The 15,709-nt window shown below is 49.1% G+C and carries 12 protein-coding genes; 2 read left to right on the top strand and 10 right to left on the bottom strand.

The window, feature by feature from the left end; translation table 11 throughout:
- Positions 1-286 precede the first annotated feature (286 nt).
- A complete protein-coding gene (locus tag KJS69_RS10800) occupies positions 287-1,330 on the bottom strand; it encodes a serine hydrolase domain-containing protein (RefSeq protein WP_213583773.1) in 1,044 nt (347 codons plus the stop codon).
- A 259-nt stretch (positions 1,331-1,589) separates the two neighbouring features.
- Between KJS69_RS10800 and KJS69_RS10795 the strand changes: the two genes are divergently transcribed.
- Positions 1,590-3,779, top strand: a complete 2,190-nt coding sequence (locus tag KJS69_RS10795; protein WP_213583772.1) for an anthranilate synthase component I — start codon at positions 1,590-1,592, stop codon at positions 3,777-3,779.
- 221 nt (positions 3,780-4,000) lie between these two features.
- Here the strand turns inward: KJS69_RS10795 and KJS69_RS10790 are convergent, their stop codons facing one another.
- Positions 4,001-5,722, bottom strand: a complete 1,722-nt coding sequence (locus KJS69_RS10790) for a putative bifunctional diguanylate cyclase/phosphodiesterase (RefSeq protein ID WP_213583771.1) — start codon at positions 5,720-5,722, stop codon at positions 4,001-4,003.
- A 596-nt stretch (positions 5,723-6,318) separates the two neighbouring features.
- On the opposite strand from KJS69_RS10790, the gene KJS69_RS10785 reads away from it, so the two are divergent.
- Positions 6,319-6,558 (top strand): ferredoxin family protein, encoded by a 240-nt coding sequence (locus KJS69_RS10785; RefSeq protein WP_213583770.1) that lies wholly within the window; start codon positions 6,319-6,321, stop codon positions 6,556-6,558.
- 84 nt (positions 6,559-6,642) lie between these two features.
- Here KJS69_RS10785 and ilvN read toward each other — a convergent pair whose 3' ends face one another.
- The 8 genes from ilvN to KJS69_RS10745 form a co-directional block, all read right to left on the bottom strand.
- The gene (gene ilvN, locus KJS69_RS10780) at positions 6,643-7,125 is read right to left on the bottom strand and encodes an acetolactate synthase small subunit (RefSeq protein WP_213583769.1); all 483 of its coding nucleotides are present in this window, start codon (positions 7,123-7,125) and stop codon (positions 6,643-6,645) included.
- Positions 7,122-8,870, bottom strand: a complete 1,749-nt coding sequence (ilvB, locus tag KJS69_RS10775) for a biosynthetic-type acetolactate synthase large subunit (protein ID WP_213583768.1) — start codon at positions 8,868-8,870, stop codon at positions 7,122-7,124. Before ilvB ends, ilvN begins: the two co-directional genes overlap by 4 nt.
- A gap of 841 nt (positions 8,871-9,711) precedes the next feature.
- Complete coding sequence (locus KJS69_RS10770) at positions 9,712-9,999, bottom strand: stage VI sporulation protein F (protein WP_213583767.1); 288 nt, start codon at positions 9,997-9,999, stop codon at positions 9,712-9,714.
- Positions 10,000-10,094: 95 nt separating this feature from the next.
- On the bottom strand, positions 10,095-10,478 hold the full coding sequence (locus KJS69_RS10765) for a VOC family protein (RefSeq protein WP_213583766.1): 384 nt from the start codon (positions 10,476-10,478) through the stop codon (positions 10,095-10,097).
- A gap of 101 nt (positions 10,479-10,579) precedes the next feature.
- Positions 10,580-10,858 carry an ArsR/SmtB family transcription factor gene (locus tag KJS69_RS10760; protein ID WP_213583765.1) on the bottom strand — a complete coding sequence of 93 codons (279 nt, stop codon included), beginning with the start codon at positions 10,856-10,858 and terminating at the stop codon, positions 10,580-10,582.
- Between the two features lie 139 nt (positions 10,859-10,997).
- Positions 10,998-13,055 carry an ATP-dependent DNA helicase RecG gene (gene recG / locus KJS69_RS10755; protein WP_213583764.1) on the bottom strand — a complete coding sequence of 686 codons (2,058 nt, stop codon included), beginning with the start codon at positions 13,053-13,055 and terminating at the stop codon, positions 10,998-11,000.
- A complete protein-coding gene (locus tag KJS69_RS10750; RefSeq protein ID WP_213583763.1) occupies positions 13,055-13,912 on the bottom strand; it encodes a DegV family protein in 858 nt (285 codons plus the stop codon). The genes recG and KJS69_RS10750 overlap by 1 nt, the downstream gene beginning before the upstream one ends.
- Before the next feature lie 33 nt (positions 13,913-13,945).
- A complete protein-coding gene (locus KJS69_RS10745) occupies positions 13,946-15,652 on the bottom strand; it encodes a DAK2 domain-containing protein (protein ID WP_213584081.1) in 1,707 nt (568 codons plus the stop codon).
- Positions 15,653-15,709 lie beyond the last annotated feature (57 nt).

The raw sequence follows: 15,709 nt of genomic DNA, 5'->3' as shown, positions 1-15,709 counted from the left end.
TTAAAGAGGGATTGGATAGATTGGGACCGAATTAGCTGTATGATTTCCAGTTAGATTGCCAAAAATCGTCTGATCTGGCTTATTTAGCTGTATAAAATCCAGTCTGTTTGGTGGCGAAAGAAAATCAAGCACTGATTATTAGGTTGAACCGATTATATTATGAAGAGTTTGTAAACAAATCATAAACACGTCCCTTTCACCCAGCTTCATACTTATTAAATTTGACTGAATTCTTCTAGACCACATAAATCGGTCAACCCCTGACCTCTCTTAACGCGATAACGACCTACTTTCCATGGCCAAACAACAATTCCTCGAATTTGCGGTGCACTCCAACGGTTCCATGCGCATCGTAGTTCGATAATATCACTAACGTATATCCGCTAAGCATATACATGTTTAAAAGCGCGCTAACGCCGGGAAAGCCACCGGTGTGACCAACGATCCGCTCACCATGTTTACTGACATCCATAAATCCATATCCGTAATGCATTTGCATATCCGGACTGCAAGACTGAAGCTTGTCTGTCGTAGCAAGAGCAGTCCATTCCGGGCTCAGCAGCTTATTCGCGCGAAGGGCGATGTCGAATTGAAGCAGGTCGTCCACCGTAGAATATCCCCCGCCGGCCGGACCTCCCTTAACCGTATGAAGGAACACATTATTACGCCAGGGTCCCCCCTCCTTCGTTCCTTCGCGAGTATAGCCTACGGCCAAGTTGGGGACATCGTATTCCAGATCATAGCAATCGGTATCGGGCATATAGGCCCGCGAATAAACGTTTTCTTTGACAAAGGTGAAGTAGTCCTTCCCTGAAACCGACTCAATGATGGCCCCGAGAATGATGTATCCTGAATTACTGTAAAACCATTTGGTTCCCGGCTCGAATAATAGAGCATCATCGATAAAAAGCGGAAGGTAATCCTCCACGGCTTTGAGTTTCGTGAACTTGGCTTCAAATTTGTGATTCCAGTAAAGCCCGGTCCCCGATGTATGCGTCAGGAGATGGTGAATGGTAATTTTGCTAGCCAACTCCGGGGGAAAATGAGGCAAATATTTTCCAATGAAATCATGGAGATGCAGCAAGCCCTCTTCAGCTAACCTCATGATTGCAACGGCGGTAAACATTTTGTTCACCGAGCCGAGATTGAATTTGGTGTCCGTTCTGTTTGGAATTCCGTATCCCTTGTTCGCCATGCCGAAAGCGTTCTTGTAAAGCACCTCTCCATGCTTCGCTATCAATACAGACCCCGAGAATTTATCCTCGGCAACCAGGTTTTCGATATGAGCATTAAATTCAGCCAGTTCCATGTCCGTTAATGTCATTTTCATATAGTTCCGCCCCTCATCCTTATCCATATCCTCAAATTAGAGATTCACGATGCTAATCCTCCCTGTATATTTCGGCATATTACATGGAATATCCTTCCATATTGGACTCCTTTTTTATTGATAATATTCAAGCAATCGATTATGCTTAAACCAGTCGAGATGAGAACAGGTTAGCTTGAGCTGAGAAGAGATGAGTCTGGTTGAGAATATGAGTTACTCCTGTTCTCCTCTAAAATTTTAGAGGAGGTCATTCTTCCACATGAGCATTTTGTCATCCTTTATCCCCGAGCACAAGAAAATGTATACGACCCAAGGAAATATTGAAGTATCCCGCCATTTGCAGCCGCTGGATGTCGCCACGGCCCATCAAGTTATTTTACGAGAAATCGACTATGCCAAAGGCGCCTTGTTTTCCAGCGGTTACGAATACCCCGGACGTTATTCGCGCTGGGACATCGGCTTTATCAACCCTGCTCTGGAGCTGAAAGCGAATGGGAATAGATTCCGCATTGCAGCAGAGAATGCCAGAGGAGGCGTATTACTGCATGCCATTTTTCTTGCTCTGCAGCAAATCCCCGATATAGAACATGTCATCTATGCTGATAACGAGATTTCAGGAAATATCCGAAGCAGTGACAAGCTTTTTGCAGAAGAACATAGAACGAAGCAGCCGTCCATTTTTTCTGTTCTCCGAGCTATCCAGCAGCTTTTTTATTCTCCCGAGGATTCTTTTATCGGATTGTATGGGGCGTTCGGCTATGATTTAGTCTTTCAATTTGAACCGATGGAGCTGAAGCATAGGAGGAACCCTGACGATTCCGACGTGATCCTTTATTTTCCTGACGAGATCATTCTGGTAGACCATCATATGAATGCCGCCTATCAGCTATCTTATGAATTTTCTGCTAATGGCGATCGAACGAACGGACTCGACCGAAACGGTAAGCGTGTTCAGCCCAAGTTCCAGGGGCCCGTCCCAGCGGACGGTTACACTGCAGGCAAATATGCAGGTCTGGTGCGGGAAGCTGCCAAATCCTTCAAGGTGGGAGATTTATTCGAAGTCGTCCCCTCTCACACGCTATATGAATCCTGCCCCAGCCTTCCGTCAGATGTATTCAGACGTCTGCAGGAAATCAATCCGAGTCCTTACGGATTCATCATCAATTTGGGCAGCGAGTATTTAGTCGGCTCTTCGCCTGAGATGTACGTCAGAGTGGAAGGCCGCAGAGTGGAAACCTGCCCGATCTCCGGCACCATACAACGCGGGATTAACGCGATTGAAGATTCCGATCAGATTAAAAAACTGCTGAACTCCGCTAAAGATGAATCCGAGCTGACGATGTGCACCGATGTGGATCGAAATGATAAATCGCGGATTTGCGAACCGGGTTCGGTCCAGGTCATCGGGCGACGGCAGATTGAAATGTACTCCCACCTTATCCATACCGTCGATCATGTGGAGGGGTTTTTACGTCCCGAGTTTGATGCATTGGATGCATTCATGACTCATATGTGGGCGGTGACCATCACGGGAGCGCCTAAGCGTGCAGCGATTCGTTGGATAGAAGATCACGAAGCCTCTTCGAGGGGCTGGTATGGCGGGGCTGTCGGATACTTCGCCTTTAATGGAGATTTGAATACAGGCTTGACGCTGCGAACCATCCGAATCCAAGATGGAGTCGCTCAAATTCGGGTTGGCGCAACGCTGCTTCTGGATTCTGTGCCGGAGGATGAGGAGCAGGAGACCCTGACCAAGGCAGCCGCTCTAGTCCAAGCTGTTCGCGAATCCCATCCACAGAGAAAGGATAATAACATTAAACCGGCCTCATCAACTGTCGGGCAGGGCAAAAAAATATTGGTCGTCGATCACGAAGATTCCTTCGTTCATACCTTATCGAATTACATTAAACAAACAGGTGCAGATGTGGTCACTTTACGCGCACCTCATGCGAGAACGGTTCTACAGCAAGAATCGTTTGATCTGGTAGTCCTTTCACCCGGCCCTGGCCGACCCTCGAAATTTAAATTAAGCGAGACGATTGATCTTTGTCTGGAGAAGCAAACGCCTGTGTTTGGCGTATGTCTGGGACTGCAAGGAATGGTGGAATACTTCGGGGGCAGTCTGGAGCTTTTAGATTATCCTCAGCACGGGAAGAGCTCTTTAATTAAAAGCATCGGGAAAAGTCCCCTTTGGGAAGGATTGCCCGAGCAATTTCACGTAGGCCGATACCATTCATTATATGTCAAAGAACTGCCGGACTGCTTTGACGTTCATGCGATTTCAGAAGATGGAATTATTATGGGAATCGGGCATCAATCGTTGCCGATGGCGGCGGTACAATTTCATCCCGAATCGATCGCCACCCTGCGTGGAGATGTCGGTTGGAGACTTATCGAGAACGTGATATGTCGACTAAGAACTGCCTTCGATGCTTGCTCAAATGTGTAGGCAAAAAATAAACATTTCTAATTGGTGTATAGTGTGGGAAAACTCCTATCCGGAGCCCTTATCGCCAAGAGTTTGGTGTGCTATATAGGATAAAAAAAAGCTGTTCTAATCGTTATTTCTGCCTAGAACAGCTTACTCCTTCATTTCATGAAACGATTGGACTGGCTCCCGAATTCGGCCAGTTCAGTTCCTACCCCCTAATATAATCCCTAATCTACAGATCAAGAAGAAGCCCGCAGCTGCAAATATCGGGCGAATTCCACCGCGGGAAGCGGCTTGCTGATCAAATACCCTTGAATCTCGTCACACCGATGCTGGGTCAAAAAGCGGAGCTGCTCTTCCTCCTCCACCCCTTCTGCGATAACCCGCAAATTCAATGCATGAGCCATATAGATGATCGCCGTAATAATGGCCGCATTATTTTCTTCCTCCAGCGCCCGGATGAACGATTGATCGATTTTCAGCGTATCGATCGGGAACCGCCGTAAATAGCCGAGGGAGGAATAGCCTGTCCCGAAATCGTCGATGGAGATCGAGATCCCTAGCTGCTTAAGCTCCTGGAGGACATCCAGCGACTGCTTCGTATTCCGCAGCATGATGTTTTCCGTAATTTCCAGCTCTAAATATTGGGGCTCCAGACCCGTCTCCTCCAGAATCTCGCGAACTTTGCGGGCAAATCCTGCCTGCTGAAAGTGGATCGCGGAAATGTTGACCGCCACCCGCATCGGCGGGAAGCCTGCTTCCTGCCACAGCTTGTTCTGCCGGCACGCTGCCATCAATGTCCAATAGCCAAGAGTCGAAATTAACCCCCGCTCCTCAGCCAGAGGAATGAATTGCCCCGGAGGAATCGAGCCCAGCTCCGGATCCGTCCAGCGAACAAGAGCCTCCATACTATGAATGTTTTCCCGTGTCATATCCATCTTCGGCTGATAATGAAGCTCCAAGCCTTCGGACTCGATCGCTTTGCGCAGCTTGGTTTCCATCAGAAGCAGCGTCGCGTAGTCTTTACTCATGGCCGACTGATAAACTTGCACCATACTTTCGCCATGCTCCTTCGCCCGATACATCGCGACATCTGCGTGCCGCACCAGAGAATCGATATCCTCTCCATGATCCGGATAGAAGCTGATGCCGAGACTGACCGTAACGAAAAATTCATGCCCCTGTATAACAAAGCTCTCATCAAACAGCTTTAAAATATCGGCAGCCTGTGAAACCGTCTCCTCCTTCCTGCTTTCCGGCAGTAAGACCGTAAATTCATCTCCACCCCAACGGAACAGCCGCGAACGGACAAAGGACAACGTCTGCATCCGTCTGGCCACTTCGACCAACAGCAGATCGCCGACCGTATGGCCCAAGCTGTCGTTCAAGCTCTTGAACCGGTCAATATCGAGAAACAGCAAGGCCAATCTCTGCCCCTGTTGCTTAGCCTTATCGATTTCCTCGACAAGCCGATCCTGAAACATTCTTCGATTAGGCAGTTGAGTAAGCGAATCATGATAAGCCATATGACGGATCGTTTCTTGCGCGTGCTTCAGCTCACTAATTTCGTTGCGGATGGAAATATATTGATGGGGAGCCCCGTTGTCATCAAGCAGAGGAACAATGGTCGTCTTGACCCAATACAAGCTGCCATCCTTGGCACGGTTACAAATTTCCCCATTCCACACTCGGCCGCTGCGAATAGTTCTCCACAGCTCGGCAAAAAATTCCTTCGGATGATGTCCGGAATTGACAAGCCGGTGGTCTTGTCCCATCAACTCTTCCCGTGAATACTGTGAAATGCGGCAAAACTGGTCGTTAACCGAAATAATTCTTCCCCGCTTATCCGTCACCGCCAGTATAGACGATTGGTCCAATGCGTATTTAATATCCTGGAGCTCTTTAATTATTTTTTTCAATTGATGACTGGTATCCTCCACTAAATTCTCTTGACCTTTCATCGTTTCTCCCCCCCTACCCTTTTCCAGGAAGTGCTCTGCCCTGTTTGTAATTAATATTACGCAAGCATCTAATAACAGGTTTCGAATAAAGGGGACGCCGCGTATCCTCCCCCTATTTTTATTTTAACAGCCTTTATTAAAAATAGTTTGTAAACATTTGCAAACATTAGGCAATTTTTTTCTAATATTAATAATTTTCTGCTCTAGTCTCTTCCCTGTTATCGTTGCTGTTATTGTTGCCCTTCTTATTAGCCCTCTTCGTCGTTTTACTTCGGTTTTGCAGCTTTCCTTGCTCAAGGATATTGCCTGCGTTACTTTCTCCTTGAATCTTTCTCCATAATCTGTTGATTTGTTATATAAAAAAAGTGATAATAAACACGTAGGACAAAATCTTGGCAGGCTTTTCTGATCCATCTTATTCCTTCAATGCCGCGACCGGCATTCCACTCTTTTCCATAATCTATTCGGCAAGTGCGTCGGTCCTATCGGCATCGGCTGGTAGTCAGGGTTAGATGCCCAAGAGAGATCACCAGTTACTACAACTGGTTTTCTTATAAACAAATTACCTACCATTATTTAACGAGGAGGTTATTTCTATGTCATTCATTATCACCTCTCCGTGTATCGGAGAAAAAGCTGCAGACTGTGTGACATCTTGTCCGGTAGACTGCATTCATGAAGGTGAAGATCAATACTACATTGATCCGGATACCTGTATCGAATGCGGCGCATGCGAGGCGGTTTGTCCGGTAGCGGCTATTTTCCACGAAGATGACGTACCCGATGACGAGAAAGAGTATATCGAGAAAAACCGTTTGTTTTTCCAAAATAATTAACATCCACCTAAGCAACCACCACAAACTGCACAGATCACCAGATCCGTGCAGTTTGTTTATCTATATGCCTGAGCCCTTCTCTTCCTATCGTGCTCCCCTGGCCATGGCGGTTACCCCGGTTCGCGTCAGCTCCTGAATCCCATAGGGCCTCATTAATTCCACCATCGCCTGAATCTTCTCTGCTTCTCCAACGATTTCTACCACCATCGTATCAGCTGCAATGTCGATAATCGACCCGCGGAAGGTTTCCACTACTCCGAGAATTTCCGGACGCTTCAACGGCTGAACATGAACTCTGATGAGAGCAAGCTCCCGCGATACCATCGGCAAGCCGCTAAGCTGTCTCACTGCAATAACATCGATCAGCTTGCCCAATTGTTTGGTTATTTGATCAAGGGTCCGTTCATCTCCGCTAGTGACTACAATCATTCGGGACAAGCCGGCCTCCTCCGAGCAGCCAACCGTAATGCTTTCAATGTTAAAGCCTCTGCGGCCAAACAGGCCGGCCACGCGCTGAAGGACCCCTGGCTGATCGTTGACAAGAATGGATACCGTGTGCTTATTCATTGCGAGTCCTCCTCCAAGATCATTTCATGTATCGCCTTGCCCTGAGGAACCATCGGAAACACGAATTCATCCTTGGAAACTTGGAAATCAACGACCACCGGCCCTGGTGTCTGCATAGCTTCCTGCCATGCTGAACGCGCCTCCTCTTTATTGGTAGCCCGGAGCCCTTTAATCCCATAGGCTTCGGCCAGCTTGACAAAATCGGGACTGCCTGCCAAGTCACAATGACTTAAACGGCCTTCATGCACAAGCTCCTGCCATTGCCGGATCATCCCCAATACCCCGTTGTTAATGATGACAAATTTAACGGGGATTTGATGGATAGCGCATACCGCCAGCTCTTGGGCGCACATCTGCATTCCTCCATCTCCGTTAATGGAAATAACCAGCTTATCGGGATGACCGATTTGCGCTCCCATGGCCGACGGCAATCCAAAGCCCATCGTTCCCAAGCCGCCGGATGTAATCGAGGAACGAGTGCGGCGGAATGGATAATACTGCGCGACCCACATCTGATGCTGGCCGACATCGGTAGTGACGATTGCCTCCCCTTTAGTCATTTCACCGATCATCTGCACTACGAATTGAGGCTTCAATTGCTGCTCTGAATCTGTATAGGTTAACGGAAATTCCCGTTTCATTTGCTGAATTCGCCGCAGCCAGTCTTGCGCTTTCTCTGCGCGTCTCGCTTTTGGATTCGCATAAGCCAACACCGCTTTAATATTTCCCAGAACCGGATACTGGGTCTCCACATTCTTACCGATCTCTGCGGGATCAATGTCAATATGAGCGATTTCTGCGTTCGGAGCGAATCCGTCCAGCTTCATCGTCACCCGATCGTCAAAGCGGGCTCCGATCGAAATGAGTAAATCGGCCTCCGTCATAGCCATATTGGCGGTGTACGTTCCGTGCATCCCCGGCATACCCATCGATAACTCATGACCGCTCGGGAAGCCCCCTAGCCCAAGGAGAGTGGTGGTCACCGGAATTTGCGTCTTCTCCACGAATTCCAGCAATTCAGGCGACGCATCGGCGTACACGACTCCTCCACCGGCGAGAATAACAGGCCGTTCCGCCCTTTCCATCGCCTGGAGCAATGCGTCGATCTGAGCCTCATTCACTGGCGGGCTGGGACAATACCCCCGTACCTCTACCTTGTCCGGATAATAGAACTCCGTCAATGCGGCCGACACATCCTTCGGAATGTCAATCAGCACCGGTCCTTTCCGGCCTGTATTGGCAATATAGAAAGCTTCCCGGATCGTCTGCGCCAAATCCTCGACCTTGCGAACAAAATAGCTATGCTTCGTAATCGGCATCGTTATCCCCGTTATATCGGCTTCCTGGAAGGCGTCCGTGCCGATTAAATGGCTGGGTACATTGCCCGTAATTACAACGAGTGGAACGGAATCCATATAAGCGGTGGCGATTCCCGTAACCAGGTTGGTCGCCCCGGGACCCGACGTCGCAATACAGACACCTACCTTGCCCGTAGATCGGGCATATCCGTCGGCCGCATGGATGGCCCCTTGCTCATGTCGGGTCAACAAATGTTTAAAATCGGGATTACCATGCATCGCATCGTAAATATAGAGAACATTCCCCCCGGGATAACCAAATACGCAGTCCACCCCTTCGAGCAGCAAAGCTCTCAGCAAAATTTCCGAACCCGAGATCCGGTCGGGCTGCAGCAGCTTGTATCGAATGTCTGTTTCCGCACTTGCAGTAGAGTAAGTGATACTCATTAATATTTACCTCCTTGTTATGTGAAAATCCATTCAGCCTGGCCATGGCTGATCCATATAGCTATATTAAAAACAAAAAATCCTTTCGCCCCACCTCGCCTAAGCGCTGCGGGACGAAAGGAATCATCTCTTCCGTGGTACCACCCGGATTTACGGGAGCTTTCACAAGCTCCGGCCTCCATGGGTCGGAATCCCGATTTGCCGGACGTCACGGCAAAAATCGGAAATTCCAACCCGGCTCGATAACGGGGCCAGCCGTTTTTCCTTACTCGGACATTCAGGAAAAAAGCTCCGAGGCGACATTGTCGTAAAGGATTATGGCGCGGTCTCAGCGAATCCGACGCTCTCTGTACATAAGTGCCTTTGTGACTTTATCCTCTTCTCAGCTTGTTCATCTATTCCCCTGTCAGGACAAATAAAAAACCCTTTCGTCCACAGCGTTCATAATGAACGTCAGCGGGACGAAAGGGGTTCTCTTCCGTGGTACCACCCGAATTCACCGTCATCTCGCGATGGCGGACTCGATAGGTCGAAGCCGGCAAACAGAATGATCCAATCTCTATTCCGAGTCTTCTACCTTAGCACAATAACGGGTGCTGATCGTTCTTCCTTACTAATCGTTCGGGAAGAAAGCTCGGAGGCGACATCGTCATAAAGGATTATGGCCGTGGTTTCAGCAGCTCCACCGCTCTCTGGTGCATAAGAGCCTCTATTCCTATAACCTCTTCTTCGCTTTAGCTTTAATGATTAATGTATATTATAAGCAGATTTCCCCAAGTCCGTCAATCCTATTCTAATATTTTTAAATAAAATTGGATCGCGAGCCACCGGCTTCAGCCAGCTAACGAAACATCCCCCACAGTTTAATTAAGTGGAAGGTATTGTTCGGATCTATTTTTTGCGCCAGCACAAAATTAACAATCTGAGTCGCTTGCTTTTCCGTCAAATTTTCTCCCAGCACTTTAGAGATCCGGTTGAGCAGCCCCCTTACTTTGGCGCGATCCTGAAGATCATGCTTGTTGACCCCATGCAGCAAAGCTTTCACCCGCTCCTTGAGCACCGGGTTTTTCATTTTCAGCTTGATGCGCTCCACCAATTGTCGATCAATCCCGTATTGCTGATAGCTCATCTTCACCCCTCCATAAAGAAAATGTCATTCTCTATTCTATGTGGGGTTTCCTTGAATGTGCTATGATTTTATAAATACAACGCCGTACGGGCAAGTTACTTCTGCACAATCTGAATAAGGTTGCCGCATGTATCGTCGAAGACAGCTATTGTGAGTTCGCCCATTTTTGTCGGCTCCATAGTAAACTTCACGCCGTTTTCCGATAATCGTTTATACTCTTTATTAATATCTGCAACGCCAAACATTGTCGCTGGGATGCCATCGGCAAATATCCTCTTTTGATACTCTTTGGCGGCAGGATGGTCATTCGGTTCGAGTAAAAGCTCGGTACCGTCTTGCTCATCGGGAGAAACAAGCGTTATCCACCTAAATTCTCCGGCGGGAACGTCATGCTTTTTTAAAAAGCCCAGTGTTTTTGTATAAAATTCCAATGCCTTGTCTTGATCTTGAACGAATATACTGGCAACAATGATTTTCATAATGTTTTTGCCTCCTTTGATTATTTGCGACGTTGGTGCTCTGCTAACAATCTGGCTCCAATCAGAAAAACCCATACATTCGTCAGAAGTTTTAATTGAAATTACTCTACCCATCCTTTCAGCAAATTTTTAAGTGGTTCGTTGTTGAATATAACCACTCGATATTTTCCCTTTTTTTCTGACTTTACGAGCCCTGCATCTTCCAATGCAGAAATATGTTTAGCTATCGCCTGTCGCGTAATGGAGAGGTCGTGCTTCGTAATGAGACGCACCGTAAGTTCATATAACGTCTGCTCGTTGCGCTCGGATAGTTCGTCTAATATAAGCCGCCGAGTTGAGTCGCCAAGTGCTTTGAATATAGCGTCTTTGTCCCTATTCATATATCGATTATAAGCAACCCTACGGTTGCTTGTCAAGTATAAGCAACTGTAAAGTTGCATGATAAAGAAATATCAACAATAACGTTTAACAAAGCCAATTAAAAAAAGCCCCTCTCAGATGAGAAAGGCGGATCATTAGTTAATCAAACGGGTGACCACTGAAGACTTGCGACCGCTGCAAATAATCGCGCAGCGGCAAATAACGGGCAGCGGTCCAGAAGTCCGATTCGGACACCAGCTCGGCTGCGTCTTCCCGAGCCTTCTCCAGAATTTCAAAATCACTCATCAGATCGGCCACCTTAAATTCCGGCAGGCCACTTTGCTTCGTGCCAAAGAAATCACCTGGTCCCCTAATTTCCAAGTCGCGGCGTGCAATTTCAAAGCCATCGTTCGTCTCCGTCATCACCTTCAACCGTTCCCGGCTAATTTCGTTCTTCGGATCGGCAATGAGGATGCAGTAAGATTGATGCTCCCCTCGCCCGACCCTTCCACGAAGCTGGTGAAGCTGGGACAGTCCGAAGCGAACCGCATCGTACACCACCATCAGCGTAGCGTTCGGAACATCGACTCCCACCTCGACAACGGTGGTGGACACCAGCACCTGTATCCGGTTGTCGCTGAACTCCGCCATAATCTGTTCCTTATCCTGATTAGACAGGCGACCGTGCAGCAGCCCTACGGACAAGTCGGGAAAATGATGAGTTAATTGAGCATGAACGTCAATCGCATTCTGAACATCCAGCTTGTCCGATTCTTCGATTAACGGACAAATGACGTATGCCTGCCTGCCCGCCGCCGCTTCCTTACGAATAAAACGAAGAACCCGCTCCAGCATGTCATGAGGAACAGCGTAGGTCTTGATGGGCTTCCGTCCTTTGGGCAGCTCCTTCAATGTGGACACATCCATATCGCCAAATGCGGTAATGGCCAGTGTCCGCGGAATCGGAGTGGCCGTCATAGTAAGCACATCCGGATGCAGTCCTTTACGGCGCAGAATGCTTCGCTGATTAACCCCGAACCGATGCTGCTCATCGGTCACAACCAGTCCAAGCCGATGAAAGATCACATCCTCCTGAATAAGCGCATGAGTGCCGACTACAATATCGGTCAGCCCCATCTGAATGGAGGCACGCGCATCGCGCCGCTGTCTTTCGGTCAAGCTGCCTGTCAGCAGGCCTACTTGAATTCCGTATGGAGCAAACAGCTTCTCGAGTGACCGCTTGTGCTGCTCAGCCAATATTTCGGTGGGCACCATCAACGCCCCTTGCGCCCCCGCTTTAACTACAGCAAATAATGCGACCGCCGCCACCACCGTTTTCCCGGAGCCGACATCCCCTTGCAGCAGCCGATTCATTGCATATGGCTGTTTAAGATCCTCCAAAATTTCCGCAATAACGTTTTTTTGGGAAGCCGTCAGCACGAATGGCAAAGAACGAACGAATTCTCTCACGGCCTGAGAATCTACCGAATGAGCGACACCGTCCGATTTACTGCGGTTAAGAGCACGAAAAGCCTGCATTTTCAATTGGAACAGGAACAGTTCCTCATAGACGATTCGCCTTCGAGCCTGCTTGCCCTCCTCCCAATCTTCCGGCTGATGAATAACGGAGACGGCCCGCTCGCGGGGCATTAACCGGTATTTCTTCACCAGCTCCTCGGGTAAAATTTCTTCTACCCATTGCCCATATTGCGCCAATACTTGCCGGATCGTTTTGCGCAGCCAGTTTTGCGTCACCGGGCCGGCTACGGAATAAACAGGCTGCAGCGTACCTGTTCGCGAAGCCCCGCCCCGATCGGGGAATTCATGCTCCGCAACGGTGATCTGCAGCCTGTTCTGCTCCCATTTGCCGGTCAGGACGATTTTAGCTCCCGTCGTTAACTGGTCCTTAATAAAATGCCGATTAAACCAGACAGCAGTAATCATCAGCGGATCTACGACAACTTTGCAGGTAAGGCGAGACTTCTTGCGTCCGTACATCTGCAAGACAGGCGCCCCGTAGATCGTCCCCTCCACCGTTACCTTTTCCCCGTCCTTAACTGCGGCCAAATCCCGGATATGATAATCTTCATAGCGAAAAGGGAAATACTCTAATAAATCATATGCTGTCTCTATACCAAGCGCTTGCAGATCCTCCGCCTTTCGGGGGCCAATCCCGCGCACCTGCCGGACAGCCAATTCTCTAAGATCCATAGCCATTACACCGGCAGCATGAATACCGCCACAGTCCCCGGCCCGGTATGCGTTCCAATAACCGGTCCTATGGACGTGTAGGATAAATGCTTCACTTGGAAATGGCTTTTAATAAGCGAGCTTAGCTCTTCCGCAGCTGGCACAGAGTGGGCATGCGCAATAATGACCTTCACTTCCTTATCCGCATAACCGCCCTCCTTCAACAGCTCGACAATCCGGGCCATCGCCTTCTTCTGCCCTCTGGCCTTCTCGATCGAGGTGACCTCGCCTTCATCATCGATGGACAGAATCGGCTTGATATTCAACAGCGAGCCTAGGAATGCGGCCGCTTTGCCAATCCGCCCGCCCTTTTGTAAAAACTCGAGCGTATCGACCAGAAAAAACAGCCCCGTATTCTCGCGGTTATGATGAATCAGTTCCAGGCATTCTTCCTTCGTCTTGCCCGCTTGCGCCGCTTCTGCCGCCGCAACGACCAGCAAACCGAAACCGTAAGAGGCCGATTTGGAATCAATGATTGTAATATCCGCCTGCTCTTCCAAAAGCGACTTGGCCAATACCGCTGACTGATACGTCCCGCTCATAGCGGCCGACAGATGAACCGAGATGATTTGGGCGTCCGGCTCCTCAGCCAATATTTTTTTGTACATGTCCAAAAAATCGACAGGCGAAGGCTGGGAAGTCGTTGGTAATGCAGAGGACTCAGCCAGCAATTCATAAAAGCGCTGGGATTGAATCGTAACCGCATCAATATAGGTTTCATTCCCAAAATGCACTTTAAGCGGAACCATTTCTATTCCGAGTCTCTCCCGATCCTCAACAGGAATATCGGCCGTACTGTCTGTTACGATGCGAACTTTGCTCAATCCGTTCACCTTCCCATTCATATCGATCGTACATTATTCCACGGAAAACAAATAAAAATAGATGGGCTGGCCGCCGGGATGGACTTCTATCTCCACCTCGGGATAAGCTTCCTCCAAATAGGCCTGGATAGCCGACGTATTCTCGGCCGTCGCTTCTTCCCCGGTTAATACCGTAACAATCTCGCCATCCCCCTCCAGCATCCGCTCCAGCAGCTGCTTGCAGGCTTCCAGCAGATCAGGCTGAGCGCTCACAATAGTACCGTCCATGATGCCCAGGTAATCGCCTTCGTTAATTTCCATTCCGTCAATAGAGGAGTTCCGCACCGCATGGGTCACCTGACCGGAGCGAACCTTGCCCAGTGTCTCTGTCATCGTTGCGGTATTCGCCTCTACATCGGCTCTTTCCTGAAAGGCCAGCATAGCCGCCATTCCTTGAGGAATAGTCTTCGTAGGAATGACAACGATCTGCTTATCCTCCACCAGTTCTTTAGCTTGTTGGGCGGCCATGATGATGTTAGAGTTGTTGGGCAGAATGAATACCGTTTCCGCCCGAACCCGCCGCACGGCCTGAACGATGTCCTCCGTACTGGGATTCATCGTCTGGCCGCCTGCAATCATTTCATCCGCTCCCAAGCTTTCGAAGATGTCGGAAATTCCTTGACCGACCGATACGGTAACAAAGCCGTAAGGCTGGCTGTTGACCGGCTCATTCCGAGTCTCGTCCAAGGAAGGAACCTCTTCCTGCAGCACTTCTTCCGATTGGGATGAAGCGTAGGTGGTCTCGTATTCGTTAGCGAGAAGAATATGAGAATGCTGTTCGCGCATATTTTCAATCTTGATCCGGGTCAAATCGCCGTAATTCATAGCATAGTTCATTACCTCACCGGGATATTCGGCGTGAATATGAATTTTGACCAAATCATCATCGGCCACAACGAGTAGAGAATCTCCGAATTTTTCTAATTCACTTCGAAATTTCGTTTCCTCAAAGCGGTATCCCGGAACTTTTCCTGGAACGAGATTGACCATGAACTCTGTGCAATAACCGAATTCGATGTCTTCTGTGGCCAGCATGGATTGGGCGTTGGCCGCCTCGTGCAGCGATTCGCCCAGCGGATGAATGGAAGCTTCAGTCTCTGAGAGATCTGCCGGTTGGTCGAATTCTCCGGTCAAAGCCGCCAGCATTCCCTCATAAATAATGACCAATCCTTTGCCGCCAGCATCGACAACACCGACCTGCTTCAGAACGGGAAGCATGTCCGGAGTCCGATTGAGCGTTTCTACAGACTTGCTCAGCACCTCCCGCATCAGCTCCGCCAGATTATCGGTCCGTCTGGCGTAGGATACGGCATGCCTCGCGGTTTCTCGAGCGACCGTCAATACGGTTCCTTCCACAGGTTTGACGACCGCCTGATAAGCTGTATCCACCCCTTGCTGAAGCGCCGCCGCAAATTGCTGGGCATTGATCGTCTCGAAGTCATGGACAGCTTTCCCGAAACCGCGAAACAGCTGGGACAGAATAACGCCGGAATTCCCGCGCGCTCCCATCAGCAGCCCTTTGGAAAGAGCCTCTGCGGCCTGGCCGATATGACTGCTCTTCCGCCTCTGCAACTCCTCCATACCGGACGACATCGTTAAATTCATATTGGTGCCGGTATCCCCGTCCGGCACGGGAAATACGTTGAGTGCGTTGACTTGATTGACATGGATCTTAAGCCGAGCGGCTCCGGACATCATCATATGAATAAAATCTGCACCGTCTAGGATATTAAAGCGCTTACTCAAAAAAATTCTCCT

The sequence above is a fragment of the Paenibacillus sp. J2TS4 genome (genome assembly GCF_018403245.1).
Classification (GTDB): Bacteria; Bacillota; Bacilli; order Paenibacillales; family NBRC-103111; genus Paenibacillus_L.
Note: the sequence above shows the minus strand (reverse complement) of the source record. Positions and strands in the feature narration are given on the sequence as shown.

Bases quoted from the DNA above. Each gene is read 5' to 3' on its own strand.
- KJS69_RS10800 (WP_213583773.1), bottom strand. From the start codon at position 1,330: ATGAAAATGACATTAACGGACATGGAACTGGCTGAATTTAATGCTCAT.
- KJS69_RS10795 (WP_213583772.1), top strand. From the start codon at position 1,590: ATGAGCATTTTGTCATCCTTTATCCCCGAGCACAAGAAAATGTATACG.
- KJS69_RS10790 (WP_213583771.1), bottom strand. From the start codon at position 5,722: ATGAAAGGTCAAGAGAATTTAGTGGAGGATACCAGTCATCAATTGAAA.
- KJS69_RS10785 (WP_213583770.1), top strand. From the start codon at position 6,319: ATGTCATTCATTATCACCTCTCCGTGTATCGGAGAAAAAGCTGCAGAC.
- ilvN (WP_213583769.1), bottom strand. From the start codon at position 7,125: ATGAATAAGCACACGGTATCCATTCTTGTCAACGATCAGCCAGGGGTC.
- ilvB (WP_213583768.1), bottom strand. From the start codon at position 8,870: ATGAGTATCACTTACTCTACTGCAAGTGCGGAAACAGACATTCGATAC.
- KJS69_RS10770 (WP_213583767.1), bottom strand. From the start codon at position 9,999: ATGAGCTATCAGCAATACGGGATTGATCGACAATTGGTGGAGCGCATC.
- KJS69_RS10765 (WP_213583766.1), bottom strand. From the start codon at position 10,478: ATGAAAATCATTGTTGCCAGTATATTCGTTCAAGATCAAGACAAGGCA.
- KJS69_RS10760 (WP_213583765.1), bottom strand. From the start codon at position 10,858: ATGAATAGGGACAAAGACGCTATATTCAAAGCACTTGGCGACTCAACT.
- recG (WP_213583764.1), bottom strand. From the start codon at position 13,055: ATGGCTATGGATCTTAGAGAATTGGCTGTCCGGCAGGTGCGCGGGATT.
- KJS69_RS10745 (WP_213584081.1), bottom strand. From the start codon at position 15,652: ATGATGATGTCCGGAGCCGCTCGGCTTAAGATCCATGTCAATCAAGTC.